We start from the raw sequence: 13,823 nt of genomic DNA, 5'->3' as shown, positions 1-13,823 counted from the left end.
ATGAAAGCGTTTCAAATTTCAAAATCGCATGTGTTTGTTTTGTGTTTGTTTTTGCTCTTTTTTCCTATTAAAACCCAGTTCTATAATTTAATTTATATAGTTTCGGATGCTATTTTACATTCAGGAACTATATCAGACATTTATACCTACAATTATTTAGGATTTTTAATAGGCTGTCAAGAAATTTTGGAGACTCAAAAAGTTTTAGGTGACCGATTTGAGTTTTTTCATTCGGTTGTATTTTACTTTATTTATATTTTTTCAGTTGTTGCTTCAGTAATTTTATTCAAACGCATCCGTGACAAACAGGATTTCAAGCTTATTGATTGGATTTTGTTAGCCGTCTTTTCTTTCCAATTATTTGATACGCTGGAACGGCTGCTAGATTATATTTTAGTTGCTAAATATGTCGCAATAGAAACGCTACCTGAATGGATAGGTTTTCTGAAGAATATGGCAATTTTAATTATAGCTTTTGTGCTATTTTTCAACATTTGTAACAAATACATGCAGAAGCAAATTTTAATAATTGCACTTCCCGCTTCAATTGTAAGTTTTACACTTTGGTTTTTGGTTTTAGGGCCAAAGTTTTTACCCATAATAACACTTTAAGCATTTTCTTCCCTATTTCGCTTTAAATTCAACAGGTATTTATCTAAAAATCATTAATTTCGCGGGTCGAAACGAATGAACGAAATTATGAGTAATAAATTCCCTGAATACAAAGGACTTGACTTGCCACAAGTAGCAAGTAATATTCTTGATTATTGGAAGCAACATAACGTATTTGAAAAAAGTGTTACCACACGTGAAGGAGCGGAACCATTTGTGTTTTTTGAAGGACCACCTTCAGCAAACGGGTTACCAGGTGTACATCACGTTTTAGCGCGTGCTATTAAAGATATTTTTCCACGTTATAAAACCATGAAAGGCTATCAAGTTAAACGTAAAGCTGGATGGGATACACATGGTTTGCCTATTGAGTTGGGTGTTGAAAAGGAATTAGGTATTACCAAAGAAGATATTGGTAAAACTATTTCAGTGGAAGATTACAATGCAGCCTGCCGTAAAGCGGTTATGCGGTATACAGACGTTTGGAACGATCTGACTGAAAAAATGGGCTACTGGGTGGATATGGACAATCCGTATGTAACTTACGACCCAAAATATATGGAATCCGTTTGGTGGTTATTAAAGGAAATTTATAATAAAAACTTAATTTATAAAGGGTATACCATTCAGCCCTATTCGCCTAAAGCAGGAACAGGCTTGAGCTCGCATGAGTTAAACCAACCAGGAACGTATCAAGATGTTACAGATACAACAGTTGTAGCACAGTTTAAAGCAAATGAAAACTCATTACCAGATTTCTTAAAGGATGAAGGTGATATTTACTTTCTAGCTTGGACAACGACACCTTGGACATTGCCAAGTAACACGGCCTTAACGGTTGGACCAAAAATTGATTATGTTTTAGTTGAAACTTATAACCAATATACGTTTGAGCCTATAAATGTGGTATTGGCAAAACCTCTAGTTAACAATCAATTTGATGGGAAATTTAAACGTGTTGAAACAAAACCGGAATTATTAGATTATAAATCTGGCGATAAAAAGATTCCATATTTTGTAGTTAAAGAATTTAAAGGAACCGATTTAGTAGGTATTACCTATGAGCAATTATTGCCGTATGCCTTACCAAATGATAATCCTGAAAACGCATTCCGTATTATCTCTGGCGATTTTGTAACTACAGAAGATGGAACCGGAATTGTACACACTGCACCAACCTTTGGAGCAGATGATGCCTTGGTAGCTAAACAAGCCACACCAGAAGTTCCACCATTATTAGTGAAAGATGAGAATGGAAATTTAGTACCATTGGTGGATTTACAAGGTAAATTCCGTCCAGAAATGGGTGAATATGCCGGTAAATATGTAAAAAATGAATATTATACCGATGGTGAAGCACCAGAACGGTCTATTGACGTGGAACTAGCCATTAAACTAAAAGAAGAAAACAAAGCCTTTAAGGTTGAAAAATATAAACACAGTTACCCAAATTGCTGGCGTACGGATAAACCCATTTTATACTATCCATTAGATTCTTGGTTCATAAAAGTTACCGATGTTAAGGACAGAATGTTCGAATTGAACGAAACCATTAATTGGAAACCAAAATCTACTGGAACAGGTCGTTTTGGAAATTGGTTAGCAAATGCAAACGATTGGAATTTATCCCGTTCCCGGTATTGGGGAATTCCATTACCAATCTGGCGTACAGAAGATGGAAATGAAGAAGTTTGTATTGGTTCGGTGGAAGAATTAAAAGCTGCAATGGCCAAAGCTGTTGATGCCGGTGTACTTGCAAAAGCTATTTTTGAAGATTTTGAAGTCGGAAACAATTCGGATGAAAATTATGCGAAAATAGATTTACATAAAAACATTGTTGATGAAATCGTGTTAGTTTCACCTTCAGGAAAACCTATGAATCGGGAAGCCGATTTAATTGATGTTTGGTTCGATTCGGGCTCCATGCCTTATGCACAATGGCATTATCCATTTGAGAATAAAGCGAAAATTGATAACAACGAATCTTTTCCAGCCGATTTTATTGCGGAAGGTGTGGATCAAACAAGAGGTTGGTTTTATACGCTTCATGCTATTGGCACCATGGTGTTCGATTCGGTTGCTTATAAAAATGTCGTTTCTAACGGACTCGTTTTAGATAAAAATGGTCAGAAAATGTCCAAACGTTTGGGTAATGCTGCAGATCCATTTGAAACCTTATCTACTTACGGAGCAGATGCCACACGTTGGTATATGATTGCGAATGCCAATCCGTGGGATAATTTAAAATTTGATTTAGAAGGTATAGAAGAGGTGAAACGTAAATTTTTCGGAACACTTTACAATACCTATTCGTTTTTCAGTTTATATACTAATTTAGATAAATTCACTTACGAAGAAGCGGAAATTCCATTAGAAGAACGTCCAGAATTAGACCGATGGATCCTTTCGGAATTACATACACTTATTCAAAAAGTAGATGCATTTTACGCAGAATATGAGCCAACAAGAGCGGCTCGTGCCATTTCCGATTTCACGCAAGATTATGTGAGTAACTGGTATGTTCGTTTAAGTAGAAGACGTTTCTGGAAAGGCGACTACCAAACGGATAAAATATCGGCTTATCAAACACTTTATACCTGTATGGTAACTATTGCTAAACTAGGAGCTCCAATTGCGCCATTTTTTATGGATAGGTTGTATATGGATTTAAATGCAGTTACCAATAAAGAGACCTTTGAAAGTGTGCATTTATCCAACTTTCCAAAGTTTGATGAGCGTTTCGTTGATAAATCTTTAGAGCGAAAAATGGAGGCTGCTCAAACCATTTCATCTTTAGTGTTGTCCTTGCGTGCCAAAGAGAAGATTAAAGTGCGTCAACCTTTGCAGAAAATCATGATTCCAGTGGATAATGAACAACAAAAGGAAGAAATTCTAGCGGTTGCAAATCTTATCAAACATGAAGTTAACATTAAGGAAATTGAAATTTTAGAAGATGCATCTGAAATTTTGGTGAAGCAAATCAAACCAAACTTCAAAACATTAGGGCCTCGTTTTGGTAAAGACATGAAGTTGATAGCGAAAAGCATACAGCAGTTTGATGCAAATCATATTAAAATAATTGAGCAAAAGGGTGAAATTGATGTTGAAATTAACGGAAAAATCATTACTTTAGAACGCGCAGATGTGGAAATTACCTCTCAAGATATTGAAGGTTGGTTAGTAGCAAATGAAGGTACCTTAACAGTTGCTTTAGATGTAACAATTTCTGAAGAATTACGTTATGAAGGTATAGCTCGTGAGCTAGTTAACCGCATTCAAAATTTACGAAAAGATTCAGGTTTTGAAGTAACGGATAGAATTAGTGTTTCTATTCAAAAGCATGATGAAATTTTAGAGGCAGTTTCTGAAAATTTAGCGTATATTAAAGCAGAAACCTTAACCGAAACATTAGAATTAAAAGATAAAATTGAAGATGGTATAGAAATTGCGTTTGATGCAATTACAACCAGATTGTCCATTAATAAACATTAAGAATATGGGAGAAGATATCAATGTTAGATATTCAGATAAAGATTTAGCTGAATTCAAAACGCTTATTCAAGAGAAAATAGAAAAAGCAACACATGATTTAGAGCTTATAAAAAGTGCTTACATGAACGATTTAAATAATGGAACCGATGATACATCGCCAACATTTAAAGCGTTTGAAGAAGGTAGTGAAACCATGAGCAAGGAAGCGAATGCACAATTAGCTATTCGTCAGGAAAAGTTTATTCGCGATTTAAAAAATGCTTTAATTCGTATTGAGAATAAAACCTATGGTGTGTGTCGTGTAACCAATAAATTAATTGCCAAAGAGCGTTTAAAATTGGTGCCTCATGCTACCTTAAGTATTGAAGCAAAAAATATGCAACAATAAAATTTACGTGTTTAAACATAAATAAACGCTTCAATGTCTATTGGAGCGTTTTTAGTTTTATGAAAATTCTATCCACATTCCTCCTTTTAATTTTGCTTTCTGCACCCGTCTTTGGTCAAAAAGGAATGCAACGGATTGTCGACGCCTCTAAAATTTCAACCATTGATATTGCAGGTAATACCATGTTTAAAATAAAAATATCTGCAAAACCAGTGCAAGTTATTTCAATGGGTTTACAGGTTGAAGGGGAAAATAATGAACAAATTGTATTACAAACGCGACAAGAAAATCAAACCCTTTTTATTGGAAGTGCGTACCAACCCTTATTTGTAAAGCCTGATGATAAACTGGCGGCTCATAAAAAAATATCTATTGAGCTAACATTGGAAATCCCTGAAAATCTAACCGTCATTATTACTAGTGATATTGCTTCGGTTTTTGCTAATGGGAATTTTAAATTTCTAACGTCTGAATTATTAAATGGTCATTTTTTAGCCCATAAATATGTGGGTAATTTGCAAGTGGATACCTTACATGGCAATATAGAAGTGGAAACCTATTCAGGACTTTTATATTTAAACACGAAGAAAGGCAGTATTAAGCAAGATAAAATACCTTTAGGACCAAATCAAATATCATTGCATACCATAAACGGAAATATTAGCGTAACAAAAACCCAATAATAGTGCTATTTTTGTCCTTCAATTTCAAATTAGTTTTTCAGAACTAGAAAACATGATGTCTTTAAAAAAATCCATTCTTTTTATTATTCTCATATTACTCATAGATCAAGTGAGTAAAATATACATCAAAACCCATTTTGTTTTAGGTGAAGATATTACTGTTTTTAGCTGGTTTAAAATCTATTTCATTGAAAATGATGGTATGGCTTGGGGAACCAAGATTAGTGATTTTGTCAGTTTTATTTCAGACAGAACAGCAAAAATTTCTTTAACGTTATTTCGGATAGTCGCTATTTTTGGAATTGGCTACTGGTTGTATGATGCAACAAAAAAGCAGCAGTCACAAATACTAATTTGGGCAGTGGCACTTATTTTTGCTGGTGCCATGGGTAATATAATCGATTCCGTATTTTACGGTGTAATATTTGATGATAGTTATGGCCAAGTAGCCAGCTTTATGCCTGCTTCTGGTGGCTATGATAGCCTTTTGCATGGTAAAGTAGTAGACATGTTGTATTTTCCTTTATGGAAAGGCTATTTGCCAGATTGGTTACCTTTTTATGGTGGTGAATATTTCACATTCTTTGAACCCGTTTTCAATGTAGCTGATATGGCAATTAGTACAGGTTTTGGGTTGCTAATTGTGTTTAATAAACGCGCGTTTGCTTAATTGTGTTTATTCGATACTGTAGAAAAAAATCTATTTAAAAACTTAAAACATGAATTTATTAAAAGTTAGTTACTTCATCTGGACGTGTCTTATTCCAGCAGGCTTATTTGCACAGTTAGATGTGGCATCCCGTTATGAAAATATAGAAAACGGGTATGAATTTTATGTTGATAATAATGAACCCTTTCCCGTCTCAATTCAAGTTAGTTTTAAATTAAAAAATTTAAAATCTTCCGAAGGGAATGATAAAATATTCCTGCTACCCGCAAATACAAAAAACATTAAGCTAACAACCTTAACACAAATTAAAAAAGGTAAATATGGTGTTAGTGGAAGTACCACCTATAATTATGGTGATCATTATTTAAAGGATTATGAAAAAGAGTATCCATATGTTTTGCCCTTCAATAAAGGTGAAGCTTACATGCTTTCTCAAGGATATAATGGTAAATCATCTCATGCTAATGAGAATGCTTTAGACTTTTCCATGCCAATTGGCACTCCAATTCTTGCGGCGCGTGGTGGTTTGGTTGTTGAGGTTGTAGATAAATTTAGTAAAAATTGTACAACCCAAGACTGCAAGGAGTTTAATAACAAAGTTATTATTTACCATGACGATGGTACTTTTGCTGAATATACACATATAAAACGGAAAGGCGCTAAAGTTAAGAAAGGTGATGTTGTTGAAAAAAATCAGTTTATTGCTGAAAGTGGAAATGTAGGTTGGTCTACAGGACCCCATTTACATTTTGTTGTATTTATTCAAACCTTAAAAGGCAGAAAAACACTGGAAACTAAATTCAAGATTAGTGATAATCAACCTATTCAATTTCTAACAGAAAAAACAGAATATAAACGGTTATAAGGCTAAAACTGATAGGTTTTAGTTGGTGTGACACAAAAATCCAATGGCACATCGTTTTTAAAAATGCCTTCAATCTGGTTTTCGGCTTCAAAAAAAGAAAGCCCTATTTTAATCGTTTCGGGTTTGCAATCTTTCAGAAAACCATCATAAAAACCTTTTCCGTAACCTACACGATGGCCTTGTTTATCAAATGCTAATAACGGAATAAACACGACATCTATAACACGGGAAGCTATCGGAATTCCATTAACAGGTTCTGGAATTTTATAGGCGTTTTTTTTAATAATTGTAGCATCGGTCAATAAATAATGCGATAATTCAGTGGTTTGAAAATCACTTTTTGAAATGATTGTATGTTTATCTTTTCCCGAAAGAATACTTATAATATAATCTGTGTTAATTTCTTTTTGTTCGGTAATAGACAGAAATATATGGTAGTATAAACGCTCCCAAATTGGCATTTCTAAAAGATTGTTTGCAATTTGAAGGCTTAAATCGTCAATCGTTTCTAATGAAAGTGCTTGCCGCTTTTGTTTGTAGATTTTTCGTAATTCAGACTTCGTCATTTTCAACCTGTTTAACATGATGCTGCTTTAAACGAGCTGTAATATGAAATAAGGCATCACCTTGATAAACCAATGGCGATTCGTTCACATTAATTATATATCCCGAACTATTAGCACGTACAAAATGATTAAACTTGCCGTAAGGATCGGTAATATTTCCAAGTATATCATCTTTTTTTACTTTGGTCCCCGTAGCAACCGAAGCTTTAAACATCCCCGAATAATTGGCGCGTTGCCATTTACTAGCCATAATAAACACAGGTTTTTGTTTGGGTTCGGTTACTTTAAATTTAGAACCCAGCATGCCCAAACTATGTAAAACCCGTTTGGCACCATTTACGCCTGTATTAGTAATATTTACATCTATGTGATGTGATTTTCCGCCTTCAAATAATAAGGTAGCAATTCCAGCTTTATAAGCCGTTTCTCTAAATGATTTTTTTAAGTTTTTAGAATACAAAACAAAGGGTGCTCCAAAGGTTTTTGCTAAAGCGTCTAGTCTGTTGCTGTTTTTAGCAATACGTACTTGCGGTGCATTAAAACGACCAGCGCCTCCCGTATGAAAATCAAGGACATAATCGGCTTGATTAAGCACTTCATTTACTAGTTTATAAGCAACCCGACTGGCTAAAGATCCGTTTTTTAAACCAGGAAAAACCCGATTTAAATCGCGACCATCAGGAAACTCTCGACTTAAATTTATAAACCCAAAAATATTAATAATAGGTATGCAAATAATTGTTCCACATTTTGGTTTATTGATGCCTTTTGCAATGAGTTGACGCACAATTTCAATACCATTTAACTCGTCTCCATGAATACCAGCCGTAAGTAGAACGGTTGGCCCTGTTTTTTTAGCACGCTCAATAATTATAGGAACATCAATAGAGGATGCTGTGTGTAGTTTAGCCACATCAAAATTAAGCTCGTAGCTTTTGCCTGGCTCAATGTTTTCACCCAAAATGGTTATGATTTTTTGCGACATATTTATTTTTTGTTTCGCTCAATAAACGAAATAATCGCTTTGGCAATGTTCTTTCCCGTTGCATCTTCAATACCTTCCAATCCTGGCGTCGAGTTTACTTCCAATAATAAAGGGCCTCTAGATGATTGTAGCATATCCACACCACAAACCGGTAATTTTAAAGCACGAGCAGATTCCATAGCTAAACGCAATTCGTCTTCGCTTAATTTGATAATATTGGCTGAACCACCTCTGTGTAAATTAGAACGAAACTCGCCTTCTTTACCTTGTCGTTTCATGGCGCCAACTACTTGGCCATCTACGACCAATGCACGTAAATCAGCACCTTTGGCTTCTTTTATAAATTCTTGAACAATAACGCGCGCCTCCAAGCCATTGAATGCTTCTAACACAGATTCGGCTGCATTTTTAGTTTCAGCTAAAACCACACCCAAACCTTGTGTTCCTTCTAATAACTTTATAATTACTGGCGCACCACCAACATGAGCAAGAACTTCTTTGGCATCACGTGAGTAGTTTGTAAAAACAGTTTTTGGCATGCCAATTCCAGCTTTACTTAAAAGTTGTAGACTTTTTAGCTTGTCGCGAGAACGTAAAATAGAACCAGACGAAACGATAGAGAATGCGCCCATCATTTCAAATTGTCTTACAACGGCACAACCATAAAAGGTAATAGACGCACCAATTCTTGGAATAATAGCATCCACATAATCCAGATAACGGTCTTTATAATATATGGTTGGTTTTTCTTTTTCTATAATGATATCGCACTTTAATGGGTCGATAACTTCAACGCGATGATCGCGTTTTTTTGCTTCCTCAACCAAACGTTGTGTTGAATATAAATGTGGGTTCCTAGATAGGATAACTATGTTCATGATTGTTTTTTATTAAATGATAGATTTTGCAAGTCCACGTCCACCAGAAATTTTTTAGCTAAAAATTGTCTGCCAATTAATACGGGAAATCGCATATCATCTCGCGTGCTTAAAGTTAAGTTAATCTTATATGTTTTTCCAAAGAATATGACTTCAGATTTAATTTTGAATCTATTTTCCTTATACCCATTACTACTTTTTACATCCGTTTGGGTGTACTCTGTAAATACCACTTCCTTACCACTAAAGTTTGGATGGCCCTTGCTGTAAAATTTACAACGCAAGGTGTTATTTTCCTCAACTATTTTAGAACAATGAATAGCAGATGTGTATGCACCTGTATCTATTTTAGCATCAATTTCAAATAAATTAAGTAATGGAAAGTCTATTTTATCAACCCTTCCTATGAGTTGTTTTGTCATGTTTCAATTTTTTAAAAAAGTGGCACAAGTTAGTGAAATGGTCATTTTTTCAATACATTTTATATTTAAAAATTATTAGGTTTTTATTAATCGAATATAACTTAAAAAATATAGAAATAAGTACCTTTGAAGATATGCCTAAAACTGCTTTAGAAATACAATTAAAAACCTTACCAAATGAGCCTGGTGTTTATCAATATTATGATAGCGAAGGTAAGATTTTATATGTAGGTAAAGCAAAGAATTTAAAAAAACGCGTGAGTTCATATTTTACCAAAACGCATGATAGTGGTAAAACACGCGTTTTGGTAAAAAAAATTGCGAGTATTAAGCATATAGTTGTTAATACCGAAACGGATGCCTTATTGTTGGAAAACAATCTGATAAAAAAGTACCGGCCACGTTATAATGTATTGCTGAAAGATGATAAATCGTATCCTTGGATTTGTATCAAAAACGAACGTTTTCCACGTGTGTTTTCTACCAGACGGGTTATTAAAGATGGTTCGGAATATTTTGGGCCATATACCAGTATGAAAACGGTTTCAACCTTATTGGATTTAATTCGTGGATTGTTTTTATTACGAACCTGTACTTACGATTTATCACCTGAAAAAATAAGCGCCGGAAAATATAAAGTCTGTTTAGAATACCATTTAGGAAATTGTAAAGGGCCCTGTGAAGGCCTTCAAACGGAAGCCTCATATCAAGATAATATTGCGTCCATAAAGGAAATTCTGAAAGGAAATTTTAAAACCTCTCTGGTGCAATTTAAAAGTCAAATGAAGGAATTGGCGGCCAACATGCAATTTGAAGAGGCCCAAATAATTAAAGAGAAAATAGATGTGCTTGAAAATTACCAAGCCAAATCCACCATTGTAAACCCAAAAATTAGCAATGTGGATGTCTTTTCAATTATGAGTGATGAAGGTTATGGTTATATTAATTTTTTGCAGATTTCTTATGGTTCCATTATTCGCTCGCATACATTAGAAATTAAGAAGAAATTGGATGAAACTGATAAGGAGTTGTTAGAATTGGCAATTACCGAAATTCGTCAACGTTTTAATTCCAATTCCAAAGAACTTTACGTGCCATTTAACGTTGATTTAGGTGAAGAATTAAAAATAACTATTCCTAAATTAGGCGATAAAAAGCATATATTAGATTTATCGCTTCGGAATGCGAAATATTACCGCATGGAACGCTTTAAGCAAGTAAAAATAACCGATCCTGATAGACATGTAAATCGTATTATGGCGCAAATGAAATCTGATTTACGCTTAACTGAAGAACCTAGGCATATTGAATGTTTTGACAACTCCAATATTCAAGGAACGCATCCTGTTGCCGCTTGTGTGGTTTTTAAAAATGGAAAACCTAGCAAAAAGGATTACAGACATTTTAATATTAAAACCGTTGAAGGTCCAGATGATTTCGCATCTATGGAAGAAGTGGTTTTTAGGCGCTACAAACGTCTGCTAGATGAAGACCAATCCTTGCCACAGCTTATTATAATTGATGGAGGTAAGGGGCAATTATCATCTGCATTAAAAAGTTTGGATGCTTTAAATTTACGAGGAAAAATTGCGATAATCGGAATTGCGAAGCGTTTGGAAGAATTATTCTATCCGGATGACCCAATTCCCTTATATTTAGATAAAAAAAGTGAAACCCTGAAAATTATTCAGCAATTACGAAATGAAGCACACCGTTTTGGAATTGAACATCACAGAAATAAACGGAGTAAAACAGCGTTAAATACCGAGTTAGAAACGATTCCGGGTATTGGCGAAAAAACAATTGTAGATTTATTAAAACATTTTAAATCAGTTAAACGGGTTTCAGAAGCAACAAAACAAGAATTGGAAGCTTTGGTTGGTGTGGCACGTGCCAGCAAAATTTATAATTATTATCACAACTTATGAAGTATACATTAATAGTCTTTTGTTTTTTCATCTTCATAACCGGTTTTTCACAAAATCAGGATTCCACGGTAGACCCTAAAGTCGGTTTGGTTTTAAGTGGTGGTGGAGCCAAAGGCTTGGCACATATTGGTGTTTTAAAAGTGATAGATAGTTTAGGGATTCGTATAGATTATGTGGCAGGAACTAGTATGGGAGCTATTATTGGATCCTTATATGCCGCTGGGTATTCAGGAAAGCAAATAGATACAATTTTCCGGGATGTGGATTTTGATAAGATTATTAATGATAATTTGCCGCGAGCCGCTAAAACATTTTATGAGCGTGATAATTCTGAAAAATACGCCCTTACTTTACCTTTTGATAAATTTAAATTAAAATTACCATCTGCCTTATCTAGAGGTCAAAACACATTAAGTTTACTATCAAAACTAACCTTGCATGTAAGTGATGTAGAAGACTTCAGTAAATTGCCAATACCATTTTTCTGTATTGCAACCAATGTAGAAACAGGACAAGCCGTAGTTTTAGATAAAGGAAGTTTAGCGCAATCCATTGTGGCCAGTGGAGCTTTTCCATCTTTATTTCAACCGGTAATTATAGACGACCAAATATTAATAGATGGTGGTGTGGTAAATAATTATCCCATTGATGAGTTAAAAGCTAAAGGCATGGATATTATTATTGGTGTGGATGTTCAGGATGATTTAGCAACGCGCGAAGAATTGCGCTCTGCTCCAGATATTATACTTCAAATTAATAATTATCGGACCATTAACGATATGAAGTTAAAATCTAAAAAAACGGATATTTATATTAAACCGGATATTACGGACTATACCGTTATATCATTTAGTGATGGCAGTAAAATTATTGAAAATGGTGAGCTAGCCACAAAAAAGAAAATTGCCGATCTAAATAAAATAGTTAATCAGCAGGTAGTCAAACCCAAGAAAGCTACTGTTATTAAGGTTATTGATAGTATTCGGGTGAATACCATTAATATTTCTGGGAATGAAAAATACTCGCGCGCCTACGTTATTGGTAAATTGAAAATTAAACCAGAAAAGAAAATTGAGTATACCACTTTTGTAGAGGGTGTTAATAATTTGGCAGCAACCAATAATTTTGCTTCTGTTGTTTACCAATTGCATCCTACGGAAAACGAGGGAGAATATGATTTAGATGTATCCGTATTAGAAACCCAAACACGAACATTTTTCAAGGTAGGCTTGCATTATGACGATCTTTATAAAACAGGTGTCTTACTAAATTTAACCAGAAAACGCTTATTACTTAATGATGATGTTGCTTCTTTAGACTTTGTATTGGGCGATAATATTCGGTATAATTTTGAATATTATATAGACAAAGGTTTTTATTGGAGTATTGGAATTACATCACGCTACAACCAATTTAAAAAGAATGTTCCAGCTACATCCTTACTGTCAGATGAAGATTTGATGGGTATAAATGTTAATAAATTAGATGTTGAAATAGATGACTTTACCAATCAGTTTTATGCGCAGACTTTATTGGGTAATGATTTTGCACTAACTTTAGGAGCAGAACACAAACGGTTTAAACTTACTACAGAAACTATTTTAACCTTAAGTAACAAAGAGGAAACAACGTTTGATAATAGTGATTATTTAAGTGTTTACGGGAAATTGAAGCTAGATACTTATGACAATAAATACTTTCCAAATGAAGGCTTTCTCTTTGATGGAGACTTTCATTTGTATTTATACTCGTCAGATTTCAACAATAGCTTTTCAGAATTTTCTATAGGTAAGGCTACTATGGGGTATGCTAAAAGTTTCGGTAAATTTTCCGGAAACATAACCACACAAGGTGGCTTTAAAATAGGAGAGGATACCTCGCCATATTTAGATTTTGTTCTTGGAGGTTATGGGAATAATTTCATAAATAATTTCACCTCGTTTTATGGGTATGATTATTTGTCTATCCCCGGAAATAGCTTTGTAAAAGCAGCGCTCACTATAGACTATGAGTTGTTTAAAAACCATCATATTATTGGAGCAGCAAATTTTGCAAATGTTGCTGATAATATTTTCGATTCAGGTGAATGGTTTACAACGCCAAACTATACGGGTTATGCCATTGGTTATTCTATGCAAACATTTATTGGACCTATAGAAGCTAAATACACATGGTCCCCAGAGGTGAAAAAAAGTATCTGGTTTTTTAATTTAGGTTTCTGGTTTTAAAGACCTTTTGGATTTTAATATTATGTCATATTTTTTTTCGATATTTGTAAAACAATGACACATTTTTGGATTGACTTATTAGCCCATCTTCAGTTTCTTATTAAAA

General features: G+C 34.2%; 12 protein-coding genes. 8 read left to right on the top strand and 4 right to left on the bottom strand.

What is annotated here, in order from left to right; all coding sequences use genetic code 11:
* The 6 genes from ACN0QX_RS10835 to ACN0QX_RS10810 all read left to right on the top strand — a co-directional run bounded on the left by ACN0QX_RS10835 (nucleotide 1) and on the right by ACN0QX_RS10810 (nucleotide 6,710).
* On the top strand, nucleotides 1–612 hold the full coding sequence (locus ACN0QX_RS10835) for a hypothetical protein (RefSeq protein WP_417196956.1): 612 nt from the start codon (nucleotides 1–3) through the stop codon (nucleotides 610–612).
* A gap of 87 nt (nucleotides 613–699) precedes the next feature.
* Complete coding sequence (gene ileS / locus ACN0QX_RS10830) at nucleotides 700–4,104, top strand: isoleucine--tRNA ligase (protein WP_417196954.1); 3,405 nt, start codon at nucleotides 700–702, stop codon at nucleotides 4,102–4,104.
* Between the two features lie 4 nt (nucleotides 4,105–4,108).
* The gene (locus ACN0QX_RS10825; protein ID WP_248396516.1) at nucleotides 4,109–4,492 is read left to right on the top strand and encodes a TraR/DksA family transcriptional regulator; all 384 of its coding nucleotides are present in this window, start codon (nucleotides 4,109–4,111) and stop codon (nucleotides 4,490–4,492) included.
* Between the two features lie 125 nt (nucleotides 4,493–4,617).
* The gene (locus ACN0QX_RS10820) at nucleotides 4,618–5,175 is read left to right on the top strand and encodes a hypothetical protein (RefSeq protein WP_417196952.1); all 558 of its coding nucleotides are present in this window, start codon (nucleotides 4,618–4,620) and stop codon (nucleotides 5,173–5,175) included.
* Nucleotides 5,176–5,230: 55 nt separating this feature from the next.
* Nucleotides 5,231–5,845 carry a lipoprotein signal peptidase gene (locus ACN0QX_RS10815; RefSeq protein ID WP_248400665.1) on the top strand — a complete coding sequence of 205 codons (615 nt, stop codon included), beginning with the start codon at nucleotides 5,231–5,233 and terminating at the stop codon, nucleotides 5,843–5,845.
* Between the two features lie 49 nt (nucleotides 5,846–5,894).
* Nucleotides 5,895–6,710, top strand: coding sequence for a M23 family metallopeptidase (locus ACN0QX_RS10810; protein WP_417196950.1), 816 nt, complete (start codon nucleotides 5,895–5,897; stop codon nucleotides 6,708–6,710).
* A 2-nt stretch (nucleotides 6,711–6,712) separates the two neighbouring features.
* Here the strand turns inward: ACN0QX_RS10810 and ACN0QX_RS10805 are convergent, their stop codons facing one another.
* Genes ACN0QX_RS10805 through ACN0QX_RS10790 form a run of 4 tightly spaced genes read right to left on the bottom strand, consistent with a single transcriptional unit; the run spans nucleotide 6,713 to nucleotide 9,561 of the window.
* On the bottom strand, nucleotides 6,713–7,276 hold the full coding sequence (locus ACN0QX_RS10805; protein WP_417196949.1) for a 5-formyltetrahydrofolate cyclo-ligase: 564 nt from the start codon (nucleotides 7,274–7,276) through the stop codon (nucleotides 6,713–6,715).
* Nucleotides 7,263–8,261, bottom strand: a complete 999-nt coding sequence (locus ACN0QX_RS10800; protein WP_248396508.1) for a succinylglutamate desuccinylase/aspartoacylase family protein — start codon at nucleotides 8,259–8,261, stop codon at nucleotides 7,263–7,265. The genes ACN0QX_RS10805 and ACN0QX_RS10800 overlap by 14 nt, the downstream gene beginning before the upstream one ends.
* A 2-nt stretch (nucleotides 8,262–8,263) precedes the next feature.
* A complete protein-coding gene (rimK, locus tag ACN0QX_RS10795) occupies nucleotides 8,264–9,139 on the bottom strand; it encodes a 30S ribosomal protein S6--L-glutamate ligase (protein WP_066249427.1) in 876 nt (291 codons plus the stop codon).
* The gene (locus ACN0QX_RS10790) at nucleotides 9,136–9,561 is read right to left on the bottom strand and encodes an ATP-dependent zinc protease (protein ID WP_248396506.1); all 426 of its coding nucleotides are present in this window, start codon (nucleotides 9,559–9,561) and stop codon (nucleotides 9,136–9,138) included. Before ACN0QX_RS10790 ends, rimK begins: the two co-directional genes overlap by 4 nt.
* A gap of 134 nt (nucleotides 9,562–9,695) precedes the next feature.
* Here ACN0QX_RS10790 and uvrC point away from each other — a divergent pair, with 134 nt between their 5' ends.
* Both uvrC and ACN0QX_RS10780 read left to right on the top strand, forming a co-directional pair.
* Nucleotides 9,696–11,489 (top strand): excinuclease ABC subunit UvrC, encoded by a 1,794-nt coding sequence (gene uvrC / locus ACN0QX_RS10785; RefSeq protein ID WP_066249627.1) that lies wholly within the window; start codon nucleotides 9,696–9,698, stop codon nucleotides 11,487–11,489.
* Nucleotides 11,486–13,717: a patatin-like phospholipase family protein gene (locus tag ACN0QX_RS10780; RefSeq protein WP_417196946.1), complete on the top strand. Its 2,232-nt coding sequence runs from the start codon at nucleotides 11,486–11,488 to the stop codon at nucleotides 13,715–13,717. The genes uvrC and ACN0QX_RS10780 overlap by 4 nt, the downstream gene beginning before the upstream one ends.
* Nucleotides 13,718–13,823 lie beyond the last annotated feature (106 nt).

The sequence above is a fragment of the Bizionia sp. genome, from assembly GCF_048259285.1.
GTDB lineage: Bacteria > Bacteroidota > Bacteroidia > Flavobacteriales > Flavobacteriaceae > Algorimicrobium > Algorimicrobium hallyeonense.
This window is presented reverse-complemented; position numbering and strand designations above follow the sequence as displayed.